This window comes from Pseudomonas sp. BLCC-B112 (assembly GCF_028550695.1).
Lineage (GTDB): Bacteria > Pseudomonadota > Gammaproteobacteria > Pseudomonadales > Pseudomonadaceae > Aquipseudomonas > Aquipseudomonas danubii.
In genome coordinates this window covers 165,897-183,712 of the sequence record NZ_JAQQGK010000005.1, presented here as the reverse complement: position 1 = coordinate 183,712, position 17,816 = coordinate 165,897, and the positions used below count along the sequence as shown (strand labels likewise).

The 17,816-nt window shown below is 59.6% G+C and carries 15 protein-coding genes and 2 tRNA genes; 13 read left to right on the top strand and 4 right to left on the bottom strand.

Annotated features, from left to right (window positions below; genetic code table 11):
* Positions 1 to 18: 18 nt before the first annotated feature.
* From hfq to PQT43_RS14715, 7 genes are all read left to right on the top strand, one after another.
* Positions 19 to 279, top strand: coding sequence for an RNA chaperone Hfq (gene hfq, locus PQT43_RS14745; protein WP_007921378.1), 261 nt, complete (start codon positions 19 to 21; stop codon positions 277 to 279).
* A 12-nt stretch (positions 280 to 291) separates the two neighbouring features.
* Entirely contained in the window at positions 292 to 1,593 is a 1,302-nt protein-coding gene (gene hflX / locus PQT43_RS14740) for a ribosome rescue GTPase HflX (protein ID WP_102862910.1), read from the top strand.
* A gap of 96 nt (positions 1,594 to 1,689) precedes the next feature.
* Positions 1,690 to 2,868 (top strand): FtsH protease activity modulator HflK, encoded by a 1,179-nt coding sequence (gene hflK / locus PQT43_RS14735; RefSeq protein WP_267269289.1) that lies wholly within the window; start codon positions 1,690 to 1,692, stop codon positions 2,866 to 2,868.
* On the top strand, positions 2,868 to 3,737 hold the full coding sequence (hflC, locus tag PQT43_RS14730) for a protease modulator HflC (RefSeq protein WP_102862912.1): 870 nt from the start codon (positions 2,868 to 2,870) through the stop codon (positions 3,735 to 3,737). The genes hflK and hflC overlap by 1 nt, the downstream gene beginning before the upstream one ends.
* 292 nt (positions 3,738 to 4,029) lie before the next feature.
* Positions 4,030 to 5,217 (top strand): ATP phosphoribosyltransferase regulatory subunit, encoded by a 1,188-nt coding sequence (locus PQT43_RS14725; protein ID WP_102862913.1) that lies wholly within the window; start codon positions 4,030 to 4,032, stop codon positions 5,215 to 5,217.
* Positions 5,218 to 5,271: 54 nt separating this feature from the next.
* Positions 5,272 to 6,564, top strand: a complete 1,293-nt coding sequence (locus PQT43_RS14720; RefSeq protein WP_170001580.1) for an adenylosuccinate synthase — start codon at positions 5,272 to 5,274, stop codon at positions 6,562 to 6,564.
* Between the two features lie 139 nt (positions 6,565 to 6,703).
* A complete protein-coding gene (locus PQT43_RS14715) occupies positions 6,704 to 8,638 on the top strand; it encodes a methyl-accepting chemotaxis protein (RefSeq protein WP_102862914.1) in 1,935 nt (644 codons plus the stop codon).
* A 64-nt stretch (positions 8,639 to 8,702) separates the two neighbouring features.
* On the opposite strand, the gene PQT43_RS14710 is transcribed toward PQT43_RS14715, so the two are convergent.
* From PQT43_RS14710 to PQT43_RS14695, 4 genes are all read right to left on the bottom strand, one after another.
* On the bottom strand, positions 8,703 to 10,268 hold the full coding sequence (locus tag PQT43_RS14710; protein WP_267269290.1) for an ABC transporter permease: 1,566 nt from the start codon (positions 10,266 to 10,268) through the stop codon (positions 8,703 to 8,705).
* Positions 10,268 to 11,293 carry an iron ABC transporter substrate-binding protein gene (locus PQT43_RS14705; RefSeq protein WP_267269291.1) on the bottom strand — a complete coding sequence of 342 codons (1,026 nt, stop codon included), beginning with the start codon at positions 11,291 to 11,293 and terminating at the stop codon, positions 10,268 to 10,270. The genes PQT43_RS14710 and PQT43_RS14705 overlap by 1 nt, the downstream gene beginning before the upstream one ends.
* A gap of 185 nt (positions 11,294 to 11,478) precedes the next feature.
* Positions 11,479 to 11,565 (bottom strand) — tRNA-Leu (locus PQT43_RS14700).
* A 165-nt stretch (positions 11,566 to 11,730) separates the two neighbouring features.
* Positions 11,731 to 11,817: transfer RNA gene (locus PQT43_RS14695), tRNA-Leu, on the bottom strand.
* Between the two features lie 226 nt (positions 11,818 to 12,043).
* Between PQT43_RS14695 and rnr the strand changes: the two genes are divergently transcribed.
* From rnr to rplI, 6 genes are all read left to right on the top strand, one after another.
* Positions 12,044 to 14,671 (top strand): ribonuclease R, encoded by a 2,628-nt coding sequence (gene rnr / locus PQT43_RS14690; protein WP_110595444.1) that lies wholly within the window; start codon positions 12,044 to 12,046, stop codon positions 14,669 to 14,671.
* Positions 14,668 to 15,435 (top strand): 23S rRNA (guanosine(2251)-2'-O)-methyltransferase RlmB, encoded by a 768-nt coding sequence (gene rlmB, locus PQT43_RS14685; protein WP_016964328.1) that lies wholly within the window; start codon positions 14,668 to 14,670, stop codon positions 15,433 to 15,435. The genes rnr and rlmB overlap by 4 nt, the downstream gene beginning before the upstream one ends.
* Before the next feature lie 249 nt (positions 15,436 to 15,684).
* Positions 15,685 to 16,110 carry a 30S ribosomal protein S6 gene (gene rpsF, locus PQT43_RS14680; RefSeq protein WP_011058949.1) on the top strand — a complete coding sequence of 142 codons (426 nt, stop codon included), beginning with the start codon at positions 15,685 to 15,687 and terminating at the stop codon, positions 16,108 to 16,110.
* Positions 16,111 to 16,138: 28 nt separating this feature from the next.
* Entirely contained in the window at positions 16,139 to 16,369 is a 231-nt protein-coding gene (gene rpsR / locus PQT43_RS14675; RefSeq protein ID WP_002551829.1) for a 30S ribosomal protein S18, read from the top strand.
* A 36-nt stretch (positions 16,370 to 16,405) separates the two neighbouring features.
* Positions 16,406 to 17,299, top strand: coding sequence for a hypothetical protein (locus PQT43_RS14670; RefSeq protein WP_267269292.1), 894 nt, complete (start codon positions 16,406 to 16,408; stop codon positions 17,297 to 17,299).
* A 19-nt stretch (positions 17,300 to 17,318) separates the two neighbouring features.
* Entirely contained in the window at positions 17,319 to 17,765 is a 447-nt protein-coding gene (gene rplI / locus PQT43_RS14665) for a 50S ribosomal protein L9 (protein ID WP_020299422.1), read from the top strand.
* Positions 17,766 to 17,816: the final 51 nt, after the last annotated feature.

Genomic DNA, 17,816 nt, shown 5'->3' with positions numbered 1-17,816 from the left:
CTTAAAGGAGTGCGGCACATGTCAAAAGGGCATTCGCTACAAGACCCTTACTTGAATACATTGCGTAAAGAGAAAGTTGGGGTTTCCATCTATCTGGTTAACGGGATCAAACTGCAAGGCACGATCGAGTCCTTCGACCAGTTCGTTATCCTGCTGAAAAACACCGTCAGCCAAATGGTTTACAAGCACGCTATCTCTACAGTGGTTCCAGTTCGCCCAATTCGTCTGCCTAGCGCATCCGAATCCGAACAGGGTGACGCTGAGCCAGGTAACGCCTGATAGGAGTCTCCTTTGTTCTTTGAGCGCCACGGTGGTGGTGAACGGGCCATTCTCGTTCACTTGGATGGTCAGGACCCTGAGGCGCGCGAAGATCCGCAGGAGTTTCAGGAGCTGGCATTATCGGCCGGCGCCGAGACCGTCGCGTTTGTTAGCGTGCCGCGTCATCGGCCAACCGCCAAATACCTGGTTGGCAGCGGCAAGGTCGAGGAATTGCGCGATCTGGTCAAAGCCGAACAGGTAGACCTGGTGATTTTCAATCACATCCTCACGCCCAGTCAGGAACGTAACCTCGAACGTGTATTCGAGTGTCGCGTGATTGATCGCACGGGTCTGATTCTCGATATCTTCGCTCAGCGCGCACGCACTCATGAGGGCAAGCTCCAGGTAGAACTGGCACAGCTTGAGCACATGAGCACGCGATTGGTTCGTGGCTGGACTCACCTTGAACGGCAGAAAGGCGGTATTGGTCTGCGTGGTCCGGGTGAGACTCAGTTGGAAACCGACCGGCGCCTGCTGCGAGTGCGTCTGCGGCAGATCAAGGCGCGTCTGGAAAAGGTTCGCAGCCAGCGTGAGCAGGCTCGTCGAGGCCGTAAGCGTGCCGACATTCCTTCAGTTTCGCTGGTGGGCTACACCAACGCTGGCAAGTCCACGTTGTTCAATGCTGTCACCGCGTCCGATGTTTTCGCCGCCGACCAGCTGTTCGCTACCCTCGATCCGACTTTGCGCCGCTTGGAGCTGGATGATCTGGGGCCGATTGTGCTGGCTGATACCGTCGGTTTCATTCGCCACCTGCCGCACAAGCTGGTGGAGGCGTTTCGGGCTACCCTCGAAGAGTCCAGCAACTCCGACTTGCTGCTTCATGTGATCGATGCTCACGAGCCCGAGCGCATGGCCCAGATCGAGCAGGTGATGGTGGTGCTGGGTGAGATCGGGGCTCAAGACTTGCCGATCCTGGAGGTCTATAACAAACTCGATTTGCTCGAGGGTGTGGAGCCGCAGATTCAGCGCGATCCCGATGGCAAGCCGCAGCGTGTCTGGTTGTCGGCCCGTGATGGCCAGGGACTTGATCTGCTCAAGCAGGCCATTGCGGAGCTGCTGGGTGAAGATTTGTTCGTAGGCACCTTGCGCTTGCCTCAGCGTTTTGCTCGACTGCGAGCACAGTTTTTCCAGTTGAACGCTGTGCAGAAAGAAGATCACGACGACGAAGGGGTCAGTTTGCTGGCCGTTCGCCTGCCGCGGGCCGAGTTGAACCGGCTGGTCAGTCGCGAAGGTCTGCAACCGTCGGAATTCATCGAGCAACACACTTTGCAATAAAAGCCTGGGCATGCGGTTGTGCCGCTGTAGCAGGCATTCTGTAGCATTGGTCGGCGCGCCGTGGGTGCGTCTTTGCTTTATCAGATGGAGAGCGCTATGGCTTGGAATGAGCCGGGTGGCAACTCGAATAATCAGGACCCTTGGGGTGGTAAACGCCGCAATAATGGCGATCGCAAGGGGCCACCAGATCTCGACGAGGCCTTCCGTAAGCTGCAGGAAAGCCTGAATGGGTTGTTCGGTGGTGGTAAGAAACGTGGTGATGACGGCGGTAGCTCCGGCAAGGGCGGTGGTCTCGGCTTGCTGGGTATTGGCCTTGTCGTGCTGGCGGCTGTGTGGCTGTACAGCGCGGTTTATGTAGTCGATGAGCAGGAGCAGGCCGTGGTGCTGCGCTTCGGCAAATATTACGAAACCGTTGGCCCGGGTCTGAACATCTACTTCCCGCCGATCGATCGCAAGTACATGGAAAACGTCACGCGTGAGCGTGCCTACACCAAGCAGGGGCAGATGCTCACCGAGGACGAGAACATCGTCGAAGTGCCGCTGACCGTGCAGTACAAGATCAGCAATCTGCAGGACTTCGTGTTGAACGTTGATCAGCCGGAAATCAGTCTGCAGCATGCAACCGACAGCGCCCTGCGCCATGTGGTGGGTTCCACCGCCATGGATCAGGTGTTGACTGAAGGTCGTGAATTGATGGCCAGTGAAATCAAGGAGCGGTTGCAACGCTTCCTCGACAACTACCGCACCGGTATCAGCGTGACTCAGGTGAACGTACAGAGCGCAGCTGCACCGCGTGAAGTGCAGGAAGCCTTCGATGACGTGATCCGAGCTCGTGAAGACGAACAGCGTTCGCGCAACCAGGCTGAAACCTACGCCAACGGTGTTGTGCCGGAGGCTCGTGGTCAGGCTCAGCGCATCCTCGAAGATGCCAATGGTTATCGCGACGAAGTGGTATCGCGGGCCAAGGGTGAGGCTGATCGCTTTACCAAGCTGGTTGCCGAGTACCGCAAGGCTCCTGAAGTGACTCGTCAGCGCCTGTACCTGGACACCATGCAGGAAGTCTTCAGCAATACCAGCAAAGTTCTGGTAACCGGCAGCAAAGGCGGGCAGAACAACCTGCTCTACCTGCCGCTGGACAAGATGATCGACAGTGGTCGTAGCGGTGGTGTTCCGGCAACGGGATCAGCGTCTGCGACCAGCAACGAAGCGAATGCGCGCGCCGCTGCGGAGCACATGCAGCAACAGCAGCAGACGCGTTCTAGGGAGAGTCGCTGATGAGCAATAAATCGCTGATCGCCCTGATCGTGGGCGTTGTCGTGGCGGTGGTTGCCTGGAACAGCTTCTACATCGTCGCTCAGACCGAGCGCGCGGTGTTGCTGCAGTTCGGTCGCGTGGTCCAGGCTGATGTCCAGCCTGGCCTGCATGTGAAAGTGCCCTACGTGAACCAGGTGCGTAAGTTTGATGCGCGCCTGATGACCCTGGATGCACCGACACAGCGCTTCCTGACCCTGGAAAAGAAAGCCGTCATGGTGGATGCCTACGCCAAGTGGCGAGTGAAGGATGCCGAGCGCTTCTACACCGCGACTTCCGGTCTCAAGCAAATTGCCGACGAGCGTCTTTCCCGTCGTCTGGAATCGGGCCTGCGTGACCAGTTTGGTAAGCGCACCCTGCATGAAGTGGTTTCCGGTGAGCGTGATGCGCTGATGGCGGATATCACGGCTTCGCTGAACAGGATGGCGGAAAAGGAGCTGGGTATCGAAGTGGTCGATGTCCGGGTCAAGGCCATCGATCTGCCGAAGGAAGTGAACCGCAGCGTGTTCGAGCGCATGAGCACCGAGCGTGAGCGTGAGGCTCGCGAGCACCGTGCCAAGGGTAACGAGTTGGCCGAAGGTATTCGTGCTGACGCTGATCGTCAGCGTCGTGTGCTGCTGGCTGAAGCCTATCGCGAGTCTGAAGAGGCGCGCGGTGATGGTGATGCTCAGGCGGCGGCGATCTACGCCAAGGCCTACGGCCAGGATCAGGAGTTCTACGCGTTCTACCGTAGCCTGCGTGCCTACCGTGAAAGCTTTGCAAACAAATCCGACGTCATGGTTCTGGACCCAAGCAGCGACTTCTTCCACTACCTGGAAAAGTCCAAGCCTTGATCAGGCCCTGATCCTTGGGCACCCCGCCGGGCGGCTAAAATGCCTCGCGGGGTGATCCTTTGGGAAAACGGGTGTATGATGCGGCAGCCGGGAAATTCCCGGCTTTTTTGCGTCTGCATCTTTGATTGGCCGTGGCTCGTTCAAGAGCTCGGCAAGATTTTTCGAGGAAAATAGTCTGTACAGCTGATTCCTGGCTGCCTGTCCGGCTGAGCTCGCGTCGGATGCGACTGTTTTCTGCTTCACTCTAAGGCTGGCCCCAGGCTTGCCGCCCGGACCATAGGGGAATGGCGTAATGGCAACGGTAGACCGCTGGCTGCTGCCAGATGGCATCGAAGAAGTATTGCCGCCGGAAGCGGCGCGCATTGAAGTGGCGCGTCGTCAGGTGTTGGATCTGTTTCAGAGTTGGGGTTACGAGTTTGTCGTGACTCCCCATATCGAATACCTGGAATCCCTGCTGACAGGTGCCGGCCAGGACCTGGATCTGCGTACCTTCAAGGTCATCGACCCGCAGTCGGGTCGGCAGATGGGGTTCCGTGCCGACATTACGCCACAAGTGGCGCGAATCGATGCCCACACCCTGCGTCGCGAAGGGCCGAGCCGCCTGTGCTATGCCGGCAGCGTGCTGCATGCTCAGCCGCGGGCCTTGTCGTCCTCGCGCAGCCCGATCCAGTTGGGCGCCGAGTTGTACGGCGACGCCAGCCCGAGCAGCGACGTTGAGGTCATCAGTCTGATGTTGGCCATGCTGCAGTTGGCCGATGTGCCGGATGTGCACATGGATCTGGGGCATGTGGGCATCTACCGCGGCCTGGCCCAGGCTGCCGGCCTGTCCGGTGCCGTGGAGCAACAATTGTTCGATGCCCTGCAGCGCAAGGCGATCGATGAAGTCATCAGCCTGACCCAGGGCCTGCCGGCCGATCTGGCCGACATGCTGCGCTCCCTGGTGGAGTTGTGTGGTGGCCGCGAAGTATTGGGCGATGCTCGCCGTCGCCTGGCGGGTGCGCCGACCTCGGTGCTGCTGGCCCTGGATGAATTGCTGACGATCGCCGAGCGCTTGTCGGTGCGTTTCCCTGACTTACCGTTGTATTTCGATCTGGGCGAGCTGCGGGGCTATCACTACCACACGGGTGTGGTGTTCGCGGTGTTTGTACCGGGCGTGGGTCAATCCATCGCCCAGGGCGGTCGCTACGATGACATCGGAGCCGATTTTGGACGTGCCCGTCCAGCGACCGGTTTTTCTACCGATTTGAAAACCCTGGTGACCCTGGGGCGTGCTGAGGTCGAGCTGCCGTCTGGTGGTATCTGGATGCCTGACAGCACCGACGCGGCACTCTGGCAGACCGTCTGCCAGTTGCGCAGTGAGGGTCAGCGTGTCGTTCAGGCTCTGCCTGGGCAACCTTTGGCCGCCGCCCGTGAAGCGGACTGCGACCGGCAATTGATTCAGCAGAATGGGCTTTGGCAAGTATTGCCGCTGGCTTCTTGAGTTTTCCTGCCGGCGGCTGCCGGCACCAAGTTTGCGCGAATGAGGACAAGTGTTATGGGTAAGAATGTCGTAGTCCTGGGCACCCAGTGGGGTGATGAGGGCAAAGGCAAGATCGTTGATCTGCTGACCGAACATGCCGCCGCCGTAGTGCGCTACCAAGGTGGCCACAACGCTGGCCACACTTTGGTAATCGATGGTGAGAAGACCGTCCTGCACCTGATTCCGTCCGGCGTGCTGCGCGAAGGCGTGCAGTGCCTGATCGGTAACGGCGTGGTGGTAGCACCGGATGCCTTGATGCGTGAAATCGTCAAGCTGGAAGAGAAAGGCGTACCGGTGCGTGAGCGCCTGCGTATCAGCCCTTCCTGCCCGCTGATCCTGTCCTATCACGTAGCCCTGGACCAGGCCCGCGAGAAGGCTCGTGGCGAGCAGAAGATCGGTACTACCGGTCGCGGCATCGGCCCGGCTTACGAAGACAAGGTTGCCCGTCGCGGGCTGCGCATCGGTGATCTGTTCCACCGCGAGCGTTTCGCCGCCAAGCTGGGCGAGTTGCTGGACTACCACAACTTCGTGCTGGTCAATTACTACAAAGAGCCGGCCATCGACTTCCAGAAGACGCTGGACGAGTGCATGGAATACGCCGAGCTGCTCAAGCCGATGATGCTCGACGTCACCGCCGAGCTGCACCAGCTGCGTCGCGCCGGCAAGGACATCATGTTCGAAGGCGCCCAGGGTTCGCTGCTGGACATCGACCACGGCACCTATCCGTATGTCACCAGCTCCAACACCACCGCTGGCGGCATCGCCACCGGTTCGGGCGTAGGCCCGATGTACCTGGACTACATCCTGGGCATCACCAAGGCCTACACCACTCGTGTGGGTTCGGGTCCGTTCCCGACTGAGCTGTTCGATGACGTCGGCGCTTTCCTGGCCAAGCGTGGCCACGAGTTCGGTGCGACTACCGGTCGTGCCCGTCGTTGCGGCTGGTTCGATGCCGTGATCCTGCGTCGCGCCATCGACGTCAACAGCATCTCGGGCCTGTGCCTGACCAAGCTGGACGTACTGGACGGCCTGGAAACCATCAATATCTGTGTTGGCTACAAGAACCAGGATGGTGCAGTCATCGACGCGCCTACCGACGCCGATAGCTACATCGGCCTGGAGCCGGTGTACGAGCAGATGCCGGGATGGAGCGAATCGACCCTGGGTGTCAAGACCCTGGAAGAGCTGCCTGCCGCTGCTCAGGCCTACATCAAGCGCATCGAAGAGTTGGTCGGCGCGCCGATCGACATTATTTCGACGGGCCCGGACCGCAACGAAACCATCGTTCTGCGCCATCCGTTTGCTTGATAAGTCGTTGATGTAAAAACCAAAGGGCCCTTGATCGGGCCCTTTGTCGTTTCTGTCCGCCGTGCGGCACGACCCTTGCTGTGAAACTCGCTTCTAGAGTGCCATCAGAATAATGGCGCCAAAAGTAGAGGGATTTCCTGTGTCGGCCGTTCTCTCACTGTTACAAAGCCGTTTACTGCGGCCTGTGTTCGTTACTCTCGGTATCGCCCTTTTGGTGCAGGTAGTGCTCGCCGTTGCCCTGACTCGGAGCACGGTGACTGCCCTGGAGGCCGATCTGGCTGCGCGTTTGGGTGTTGATAGCCAGAAGTTGTCTGGCGAACTCGAGCAGGCGGGCAAGGAAGTCACTTCCAGTCTGGAAAGCCTGTCCAGCAGTACGCGTCAGCGTCTGACGGCGGGGCTGTCTTCGCGTCTAAAGGAGGAGCAGGTCCAGCTGCGTGCAGCGCTGGAGAAGGACCTTAAGGACTCCGCCAATGATATGGCCCAGTTGCTGGCCTCTGTGGCGCCTCGTGCCATGTGGGACAGTGATGTGCCGACTCTGTCCGAGTTCGCACGGCGTGCCCAGCGTAACCCCAACGTACTGTTCGTGGTCTATGACGATGCAGCAGGTGAGCATCTGACTCGCTATCTGAATCGTGAGAATCCGATCAACAAGGCCCTGTTGGAAAAGGGCAAGGGCGATCGGGCCTTGGACAAGGTTCTGGATGCCGCCAAGAACGATCCTTCTGTCTACTACCTTGAGGCGTCGATCAATCCTAATGGAGTGGAAATCGGCAAGGTGCTGATGGGGGTGTCCACGGCTTCGGTAGAGGCAGATATCGCCGCCTTGGATCAGCGCTTCGGGGCATTGATCGCCAGCAGTGACCAGTTGGTTGGAGACAGTCTCAAGGGAGCCTCCGCCGACAGTTCGGCGGCCATGCGCTCGCGCTTGCAATCGGCTCAGGCCACTGCCGCGCAGATGCAGGCCAATACCGCAAGCACGGTGCAGGAGGCTGCGGCCACCTTGCGCTGGCAGATCGGTGTTGGCCTGGCGCTGGTGGGGTTGGCCCTGCTGCTGTTGCTGGCGGTAGTGTTGGGGCGGCGAGTGGTGAACAAACTGCATCTGTTGATCACGGCTCTCAACGATCTGGCAGCAGGCGAAGGGGATCTGACCAAGCGCGTGCCCCTCAACAGCAATGATGAGATCGGTGATATGGCCTCGGCGGTGAATCGCTTTGTGGATAAGTTGCAGCCCATTGTGCGTGAAGCGGGCGATGTGGCGCAGCGTACCGGTGTGGAGATTGGGGCTATGAGCCTGCGCAATGCTGGGGCGGATGCAGCGGCTGAGGCGCAGCGTGACGAAGTGGCCGAAAGCTTGCGGGCGCTATCGCAGATGGCTGATGAGGCCCAGGCGGAAAGCCAGGCGATGCAGGCGGCGCTGCAGCAGGTGGTGGAGATCCGTCAGGCCACTGACGAGAACACCCGCACTTCGGAGCAGGTCGGCAGCCTGATCGAAGCCCTGGCCGGGCAGGTGGATACCGGGGCCAAGGTGATCGAGCGCCTGGCTCAGCAGAGCGAGCAGATCGAGGTGGTGCTGACGGTGATTCATGGCATTGCCGAACAGACCAACCTGCTGGCGCTGAATGCGGCGATCGAAGCAGCGCGCGCCGGTGAAACCGGACGCGGGTTTGCCGTGGTGGCGGATGAGGTGCGAGCCCTGGCCAGCAAGACCCAGAGTTCCACAGGCGATATCCAGGCCCATATCGGCGCGTTGCAACAGGGCGCGCGAGAGGCGGTGGCGGCTATTGGCCAGGCCGGCCGTCAGGCCAGCGAGGGTTTGCTGGTGCTGCGTGACAGTGTCCGTCTGCAGCAGACGGTGCAGTCTTCGGTCGAACAGGTGCATGCCGCGATTGGCTTGGCCACCCAGGCTGCAGCGCATCAGGCTCAGGGCGCGCAAGCGGTGCGGGGGCGGGTGGAAACCATTCATGCCCAGGCCGAGCGAGCGGCTCAGGCTGTGGTGGAGACCACCGCCAGCGGCAAGGTACTGGACAGCCTGGCGGCGCAGCTCAAGGCCAGTCTGGGGCAGTTCCGCGCTTGATCTTTCGCTGGCCGGCTGGCTCCTGCGTTACTTTGTAGGAGTCGGCGTGCCGGCGAAGCACTTCTCAACGGCTCAGATACATCCGCGTCGTCAGCAGATACACCGGCAGCCCAGACACCAGAATCAGCAGTGCTGCATAAGGTGCCGCGGCCGCAAACTCCACATTCGCGGTATGGGCCCAGACCTCTGTGGCCAGGGTATTGAGCCCGGTCGGGCTGAGCAGCAAGGTTGCAGTCAGCTCTTTCATCGCATCCAGAAACACCAGGGCGAAGGCCGCGCCCAGTGCTGGAAAGATGATCGGCAGCGTCACCCGGCAAAAAGCACTGAATGACGATGCTCCCAGGGTTCTTGCCGCTTCTTCCAGTTGCGGCGCGGCCTTGTTCAGGGCGGTGCGGATGGGGGCCTGTGCCAGGGGCAGGAACAGCAAGGCATAGGCGATCAGTAACAGCGCCGAGGTTTGATACAGCACCGGCACATAGTGCAGGGCGAAGTACACCAGCGTCAGGGCGATCACCAGGCCGGGCAGGGCATGCAACAGATAGGGCAGACGCTCGGCCCAGATGGCCAGTCGTCCCTTGTGACGCACCACTAGCAGTCCCACAGGAACCGCCAGCGCCAGGCACAGGGCGGCACCGCCCAGGGACAGCGCCAGGGAGGAAAGCAGTGCTTCGCCGATGGCTGCCACCGGGAAAGCGGCCGATGACCCCACGGCCAGCCAGTAGGCAAGCATGCCCAGGGGAACACCGCTGCCAATCAAGGCCAGTAGCAGGCAGTAGATTTGTCCGCCTGCGGACCAGCGTCCCAGGCGTACCTGTTCTGCATGTCGCGCTGCACCTTGGCCGGTGCGTACGTGACGCCCCTTGCCACGAACCCGCAGCTCTAGACCCAGCAGTATCAGGCACAGCACCAGCAGTACCGCCGAGAGCATGGCTGCGTTGGCGTTGCTGAACTCCAGCTCGAATTGCTGATAGATCGCCGTGGTGAAGGTTTGCAGGCCGATGATCGACAGGGCGCCGAATTCCACCAGCATGTGCAGGGCAATCAACAGGGCTCCTGCCAGTAACGATGGCCAGAGTAGGGGCAGGGTGATCTTGAAGAACACGCCCCAGCGATTTTGCCCAAGGGTGCGTGCGGACTCTTCGAGGGAGGGGTCAAGATTGCGTAGGGTGGCTGCCACTGGCAGGAACACTAGAGGGTATTTGGACAGGGTCATCACCAGGATCGCACCGCCCAGTCCTTCGAATTCGGCGCTCAGGGACACCCAGGTGAAGCTGCTGATGAAGGCCGGTACGGCGAAGGGCAGGCACAGCACTACGCCCCAGATCCGTCGCCCTGGCAGATCGCTGCGTTCCAGCAGCCAAGCCAGGGATAGGCCGATCATTGCGCAGGCGATGGTGACTCCCAGCATCAGTAGCAAGGTGTTGCTTAGCAGGCGGAATACATAAGGGCGCCACAGCAGGTGCAGCGCTTCGGCCCAGCCGGCTTGCCAGGCCTTGAGCCCGACATACAGCAGGGGCAGCAGGCTCAGGCAAACCAGTAGCAATACCGGCAGCAGCAGCCAGATCGATGGTCGCTTGCGCCTCGGCACGTAAGGCGTGCGCGAGGCGGGGGCGCAGAGTGGTGGACTCATCAGTTCAGGCCGACGTCGCGTTCCAGGTCCAGTGCTTCCTCTGCATTTCCGAGGTCGGCCGGGGTTACTTTCGGAGCCTGCAGTTCACTGAATGGCTTGAGGCCGCGATCCGACTCCATGCCTTTATGCAGTGGGTACTCGGCGGTGGTCTGGGTGATCACCCGCTGACCCTCTTCGCTGGCCATATAGGCAAGGAACTGTTGAGCTTCTTTCGGGTGTTTGCTGGACTTGAGCACTGCGGCGCTGGAGACCGTGATCAGGCCACCAACATCGCCGCCGGTGAAATAGTGCAGCTTCGAGTCAAGTTGACCTTTTTCCCGTTGCAGTGCGAACCAGTAGTAGTTGTTCACTAGGACGGTGGCCACTTCGCCGTTTTCCACGGCCTTGAGGGCTACCATGTTATTGCTATAGACCTTGCCGAATGCCCGCAGGCCGGTCAGCCACTCTTCTGCTGCATCCATGCCGTGCAATTTGATGATGGCCACGGCTTGTTCCTGGAAGGCGCCGCTGGTCGGTACGAAACCGACCTTGCCTTGCCACCGTGGCTGGGAGAACTCCATCACCGACTTGGGCAGGTCTTTCTCATTGATCAGTTTCGGGTTGAAAGCCACCACTCGCACTCGAGCGGTGATGCCGATCCAGGTGCCGTTGCTGGCCACGTATTCCTTGGGCAGGACGGCCAGGGTCGCGGCATCGGTCTGGGCAAGCAGGCCTTGTTCGCCCAGTTTGTTCAGGGGCGGGGACTCTTCGGTGTAGATCACATCAGCGGGGGAGCGATCGCCTTCTTCGACGACCTGGCTGGCCAACTGATTGCTGCTGCCCTTGCGCACGTTGACGTGGATACCGGTCTTGGCTTCGAAGGCCTTGGCAACGGCATCGCCGACTTCCTTGTGCTGGCCGTTATACAGGGTCAGGGAAACTGGATCGGCTGCTTGGGTGAGTGGAGATGCCAGGGTCAGTCCCAGCAAAGTGATGGTCAAGCCACGCAGAAGGGATGTTGGAAGGAGGGTATTTCTGAACATCATTCGCAGGTTTCCTCACTGTAGTGCCGCAAAAACTTGTAACAATCATAAACGATATCGTTTCTCATGTGCGCTTTGCGGGTAGGACGGCGGGGCGATGAGGCGAGGGAATACCTGGATGCAGAAACGCAAAAACCCGCTTTCGCGGGTTTTTGAGAAACTTGAAAGCGATGCTCTCAAGTTTGAATTGGTGCCCAGAAGAAGACTCGAACTTCCACGACCTTGCGGTCACCAGCACCTGAAGCTGGCGTGTCTACCAATTTCACCATCTGGGCAGTATCGACGTCGTCGCCGTGTCGATGGAGCGCACTATACGGACCGTGTTTTGATCTGTAAACCCCTGTTTTGGTTTTATTAAATCAAACACTTAGAATGCAAAAACCCGCTTTCGCGGGTTTTTGTTTGAGTCTTGAAATTGATCTAATCTCAAGCTCTTGAATTGGTGCCCAGAAGAAGACTCGAACTTCCACGACCTTGCGGTCACCAGCACCTGAAGCTGGCGTGTCTACCAATTTCACCATCTGGGCAGTATCGCTGACGTCTCCGTCGTCGATGGCGCGCACTATACGGAGGCTCTTTTAAGCTGTAAACCCCCGATTTCAAAAAAGTTTGAAAAAAGTCTCCGGTGGCAGGCGTGAGGATGTTTCTGAGGCGGCGATGAGGATTTTTCCAGCGTTGTCTGAGCCTGAAATTTCCCGTTTCAATACGCGTATGCCAAACTAACCCGCATATAGACAAGGTGAAATTTATCTAATGGCCGATTGGCAGTCCCTCGATCCCGAGGCCGCTCGTGAAGCGGAAAAATACGAAAACCCTATTCCTAGCCGCGAACTCATCCTCCAGCACCTTGCTGATCGGGGTTCGCCTGCTAGTCGCGAGCAGTTGGTAGAAGAGTTCGGTCTGACCACAGAGGACCAACTTGAAGCTTTGCGCCGCCGCCTACGCGCCATGGAGCGCGACGCTCAACTGATCTACACCCGCCGCGGCACTTATGCGCCTGTGGACAAGCTCGACCTGATCCTCGGTCGTATCAGCGGCCACCGCGACGGCTTCGGCTTTCTGGTGCCGGATGACGGTAGTGACGACCTGTTCATGAGCCCGGCGCAAATGCGCCTGGTATTCGATGGTGACCGCGCCTTGGCCAGAGTTTCCGGCCTGGATCGTCGTGGTCGCCGCGAAGGCGTGATCGTCGAAGTGGTATCTCGTGCCCATGAAAGCATCGTGGGGCGTTACTTTGAAGAGGGCGGCATTGGCTTTGTGGTAGCGGATAACCCGAAGATCCAGCAGGAAGTGCTGGTGACGCCGGGGCGTAATGCCAATGCCAAGGTCGGTCAGTTCGTTGAAGTGAAGATTACTCACTGGCCGACGCCGCGCTTCCAGCCACAAGGCGACGTAGTTGAAGTGGTAGGCAACTACATGGCGCCAGGCATGGAAATCGACGTTGCCCTGCGCACCTACGATATTCCCCATGTCTGGCCCGAGGCTGTGCTCAAAGAGGCCGCCAAGCTCAAGCCGGAAGTGGAGGAGAAGGACAAAGAGAAGCGCATCGATCTGCGCGACCTGCCTTTCGTCACCATCGACGGTGAAGACGCTCGCGACTTCGACGACGCGGTGTACTGCGAAGCCAAGCCCGGCAAGCTGCGCCTGTTCGGCGGCGGCTGGAAACTGTACGTGGCCATTGCCGACGTCTCCAGCTACGTGAAGATTGGTTCGGCTCTGGATGCTGAAGCCCAGGTGCGTGGCAACTCGGTGTATTTCCCCGAGCGGGTTATCCCGATGCTGCCTGAGCAGCTTTCCAATGGCCTGTGCTCGCTGAACCCGAAAGTTGATCGCCTGGCCATGGTTTGTGAGATGACCATCTCCAAGTCCGGCGAAATGACCGATTACCAGTTCTATGAAGCGGTGATCCACTCCAAGGCGCGACTGACCTACAACAAGGTCAGCGCCATGCTCGAGCAGCCGAAAACCACCGAAGCCAAGCAGCTGCGCGGTGAGTACGCGGATGTCGTACCGCACCTTAAGCAATTGTATGCGCTGTACAAGGTCCTGCTCGGTGCTCGCCATACCCGTGGCGCCATCGACTTTGAAACCCAGGAAACCCGGATCATCTTCGGTTCCGAGCGCAAGATCGCCGAAATTCGTCCAACCACGCGCAACGATGCTCACAAACTGATTGAGGAGTGCATGCTGGCGGCCAACGTGGCCACCGCCGAGTTCCTCAAGAAGCACGAGATTCCGGCCCTGTACCGGGTGCACGACGGTCCGCCGCCAGAGCGTCTGGAGAAGCTGCGTGCCTTCCTTGGCGAGCTGGGCCTGTCGCTGCATAAAGGCAAGGATGGTCCTACGCCGAAGGACTACCAAGCGCTGCTGGAAACCATCAAGGATCGTCCGGATTACCACCTGATCCAGACCGTGATGCTGCGCTCGCTGAGCCAGGCGGTGTACAGCGCTGATAATCAGGGCCACTTCGGCCTGAATTACGAAGCCTATACCCACTTCACTTCGCCGATCCGTCGTTACCCGGACCTGCTGACCCACCGGGCCATTCGCAGTGTCATCCACTCCAAGCAAGACACGCCGCACGTGCGTCGAGCCGGAGCGATGAGTATTCCGAAAGCGCGTATCTATCCGTACGACGAGGCCATCCTCGAGCAGCTCGGCGAGCAGTGCTCGATGAGTGAGCGTCGCGCCGACGAAGCCACTCGTGACGTGGTGAACTGGCTCAAGTGCGAGTTCATGAAGGATCGCGTCGGCGAATCCTTCCCTGGCGTGATCACTGCGGTCACCGGTTTTGGTCTGTTCGTCGAGCTCACCGATATCTACGTCGAAGGCCTGGTGCATGTTACTGCGCTGCCAGGTGACTACTACCACTTCGACCCTGTGCATCACCGCTTGGCGGGCGAACGCACCGGTCGCAGCTTCCGCTTGGGCGACACCGTGGAAGTGCGAGTCATGCGCGTCGACCTGGACGAGCGCAAAATCGATTTCGAGATGGCCGAAAAGACCATCGCTGCACCGATTGGTCGCAAAAAGCGGGGGGCTGCGGACGTGCCGGCGAGCAAGGCAGTCGAAGAGCCAGCTCCAGCGAAGGCGGGGCGTCGCAGCTCTGCCAAGGAGAAAGCGGTCGAGGCTTACCGTCCGAGCGATGCGGCGGCAAAAAACGCCGAAGTACGCAAAAGTCGTGAAATGAAACAGGCGCTGCTGGCGGGAGCCAAAGGCGGTGGTAAAGCGGCGTCTGGGGGAAAGTCCGGCAAATCGGCTCCGGCCAGAGACAGCGACCGGCCAGCCAAACCGAGCAAACATCGTAAAGGTCCGCCCAAGGCGGGCTCCGCTTCCGGCGCGAAAAGCGGCGGCGCGCGCAAACCTAAGGCCAAGTCATGAGTCAGTTGGAAAAGATCTACGGCGTGCATGCTGTAGAAGCGTTGCTGCGTCACCATCCCAAGCGGGTCAAGCAGATCTGGTTGGCTGAAGGGCGCAGTGACCCACGGGTTCAGGTGCTGGTGGATCTGGCTGCGCAGAACCGTGTGTCGGTTGGCCAGGCCGAGCGACGCGAGATGGACGCCTGGGTTGAAGGCGTGCACCAGGGGGTGGTGGCGGAAGTCAGCCCAAGCCAGGTGTGGGGCGAAGCCATGCTCGACGAGCTGCTGGATCGCACCGAGGGCGCGCCGCTGTTGCTGGTGTTGGATGGCGTGACCGATCCGCACAACCTTGGCGCCTGCCTGCGTACCGCCGATGCGGCGGGTGCCCTGGCGGTGCTGGTGCCCAAGGACAAGTCGGCCACTCTGACCCCGACCGTACGTAAGGTGGCTTGCGGCGCTGCCGAAGTGATTCCGCTGGTGGCGGTGACCAATCTGGCCCGTACCCTGGAAAAGCTTCAGCAGCGCGGCCTGTGGATCGTCGGTACCGCCGGCGAGGCCGAGCAGGAGTTGTACGATCAGGATCTGACCGGCCCGACCATCATCATCATGGGGGCCGAAGGCAAGGGCATGCGTCGCCTGACTCGCGAGCACTGCGACTATCTGGTGCGCCTGCCAATGGCCGGCAGCGTCAGCAGCCTCAACGTCTCCGTGGCCACGGGCGTCTGCCTGTTCGAAGCCATGCGCCAGCGCGGCGCCAAGGCCAAGGCCGTCGCCAAGAAAGCCTGATCTATCCCGTAGGAGCCGGCTTGCCGGCGAACCACGCCCTGCCGTCCATTGCCGGCTCGTTGGCTCCTGCAGGTGATTGTTCAAATAATCACCAATTGCCTTGCGCCGCTGTTCCCCCTTCTCTACAATTGCGCCCCTTGCCGTGACGGCAGGCGCATATGTGCCTACTAACAGGCAAGACACACCAGTGTCATTCACTCCTTGTCTGACCGCTTATAGGCGGCAGGCTACAACCCGTAAGGAGCATTCATGCGTCATTACGAAATCATCTTTTTGGTCCACCCGGATCAAAGCGAGCAAGTCGGCGGCATGGTTGAGCGTTACACCAAGCTGATCGAAGAAGACGGCGGCAAAATCCACCGTCTGGAAGACTGGGGCCGTCGTCAACTGGCCTACGCAATCAACAATGTTCACAAGGCTCACTACGTGATGCTGAACGTTGAGTGCACCGGTAAAGCCCTGGCTGAGCTGGAAGACAACTTCCGTTACAACGATGCTGTGATCCGTAACCTGGTCATCCGTCGCGAAGAAGCCATCACTGGCCAATCCGAGATGCTCAAGGCTGAAGAAAACCGCAGTGAGCGCCGTGAGCGTCGTGACCGTCCTGAGCATGCTGACAGCGCCGATGGCGATGACAGCGACAACAGCGACGCCAGCGATAACGCTGACGAGTAATCCACGGACCTTTTGAGGAGCCAATTACATGGCACGTTTCTTCCGTCGTCGTAAATTCTGCCGCTTCACCGCTGAAGACGTGAAAGAGATCGATTACAAAGATCTCAACACTCTGAAAGCCTACGTATCCGAGACCGGCAAAATCGTTCCAAGCCGCATCACCGGTACCAAAGCTCGTTATCAGCGTCAGCTGGCCACCGCTATCAAGCGCGCCCGCTTCCTGGCCCTGCTGGCCTACACCGACAGCCACGGCCGCTGAGACCGGGCAGTCGACAAGTAGTAAGGGATTGAATGCATGCGCGCCTTAGCTGAGTTCATCATGCGCGGTCGTATGCAGGCCACTCTGGTAGTGGTTGGCTGTTCGGCATTGCCGTTGTTGTATTGGTTGGGTGCTGCCGCGGGGAGCCTGGTGCTTCTGCGGCGTGGGTTGAAGGATGCCCTTGGTGTCCTCGCTCTGGGAATGCTGCCGGCTTTGTTCTGGTGGCTGGCGTTCGATGACCCGCGAGCATTTCTGGTGCTGGTGGGGTCTTCGAGTCTTGCGTTGGTTTTGCGCGCAGGCGAGTCCTGGAGCCGCGTGCTGCTGGTCAGCATAGCGATGGGGTTGGTGTTTGCTGGAGTCCTGGGTGCGGCTTTCCGCCCTCAGATCGAAGCGTTGTCGCAGGAATTGATAAAGATCCTGCCGATGGCCTTGGGTGAGGTCTACCAGCAGTTATCGGTTGAAGAGCGAGCTCGTCTTGCCACGCTGATTGCACCGATCCTGACCGGCCTGATAGCGGCCTTGTTGCAAGCCATCAGCGTGCTGAGCCTGATTCTTGGGCGTTACTGGCAGGCTGTGTTGTATAACCCGGGTGGTTTTGGTCGCGAGTTTCGCGCCATCAGAATCCCTCTTGGGCCAGCGATGTTGCTGCTGGCGTGCATGTTGGTGGGGCCGAACTTCGGACCTCAACTGGCCATGCTCACGCCGATGTGCAGTGTCCCGCTGGCTTTTGCCGGGCTGGCCCTGATTCACGGGCTGGTGGCGCAAGGGCGACTGGCCAGATTCTGGCTGGTGGGGTTGTACGTCACGCTGTTGCCATTCATGCAGCTGATCTATCCGTTGCTAGTGGTCCTGGCCATTGTCGACAGTCTGGTTGATTTTCGCGGTCGTTTGGCGCCGAAAGACGCCGATAACGCGAACGGTGAAGGTTAAAAGTTAAGAGGATTTTCACATGCAACTGATCCTTCTGGAAAAAGTCGCCAACCTGGGCAACCTGGGCGACAAAGTGAACGTTAAGGCTGGTTACGGCCGTAACTACCTGCTGCCTTACGGCAAAGCCACCGCTGCTACCGCTGCCAACCTGGCTGCGTTCGAAGAGCGTCGTGCTGAGCTGGAAAAACTGGCTGCAGACCGTAAAGCTTCGGCTGAAAGCCGCGCTGCCCAACTGGCCGAGCTGGAAGTGACCATCACTGCCACCGCCGGTGACGAAGGCAAGCTGTTCGGTTCGATCGGCACCCACGACATCGCTGATGCACTGACCGCCTCCGGCGTTGAAGTTGCAAAAAGCGAAGTTCGTCTGCCGAACGGCACCATCCGCAACGTAGGTGAATTCGACGTAGCCGTGCACCTGCACGCTGAAGTTGAAGCAACCGTACGCGTTGTCGTGGTGGCTGCTTAAGCAGTACCAAATCGTCTGGCACCTTGTGTGGCTGACGGTTAACATCGGGCA

What these genes read in the sequence shown, in the direction of transcription:
- hfq (WP_007921378.1), top strand. Translation starts at nt 19, where the DNA reads ATGTCAAAAGGGCATTCGCTACAAGACCCTTACTTGAATACATTGCGT.
- hflK (WP_267269289.1), top strand. Translation starts at nt 1,690, where the DNA reads ATGGCTTGGAATGAGCCGGGTGGCAACTCGAATAATCAGGACCCTTGG.
- hflC (WP_102862912.1), top strand. Translation starts at nt 2,868, where the DNA reads ATGAGCAATAAATCGCTGATCGCCCTGATCGTGGGCGTTGTCGTGGCG.
- PQT43_RS14725 (WP_102862913.1), top strand. Translation starts at nt 4,030, where the DNA reads ATGGCAACGGTAGACCGCTGGCTGCTGCCAGATGGCATCGAAGAAGTA.
- PQT43_RS14720 (WP_170001580.1), top strand. Translation starts at nt 5,272, where the DNA reads ATGGGTAAGAATGTCGTAGTCCTGGGCACCCAGTGGGGTGATGAGGGC.
- PQT43_RS14710 (WP_267269290.1), bottom strand. Translation starts at nt 10,268, where the DNA reads ATGAGTCCACCACTCTGCGCCCCCGCCTCGCGCACGCCTTACGTGCCG.
- PQT43_RS14705 (WP_267269291.1), bottom strand. Translation starts at nt 11,293, where the DNA reads ATGATGTTCAGAAATACCCTCCTTCCAACATCCCTTCTGCGTGGCTTG.
- rnr (WP_110595444.1), top strand. Translation starts at nt 12,044, where the DNA reads ATGGCCGATTGGCAGTCCCTCGATCCCGAGGCCGCTCGTGAAGCGGAA.
- rlmB (WP_016964328.1), top strand. Translation starts at nt 14,668, where the DNA reads ATGAGTCAGTTGGAAAAGATCTACGGCGTGCATGCTGTAGAAGCGTTG.
- rpsF (WP_011058949.1), top strand. Translation starts at nt 15,685, where the DNA reads ATGCGTCATTACGAAATCATCTTTTTGGTCCACCCGGATCAAAGCGAG.
- rpsR (WP_002551829.1), top strand. Translation starts at nt 16,139, where the DNA reads ATGGCACGTTTCTTCCGTCGTCGTAAATTCTGCCGCTTCACCGCTGAA.
- PQT43_RS14670 (WP_267269292.1), top strand. Translation starts at nt 16,406, where the DNA reads ATGCGCGCCTTAGCTGAGTTCATCATGCGCGGTCGTATGCAGGCCACT.
- rplI (WP_020299422.1), top strand. Translation starts at nt 17,319, where the DNA reads ATGCAACTGATCCTTCTGGAAAAAGTCGCCAACCTGGGCAACCTGGGC.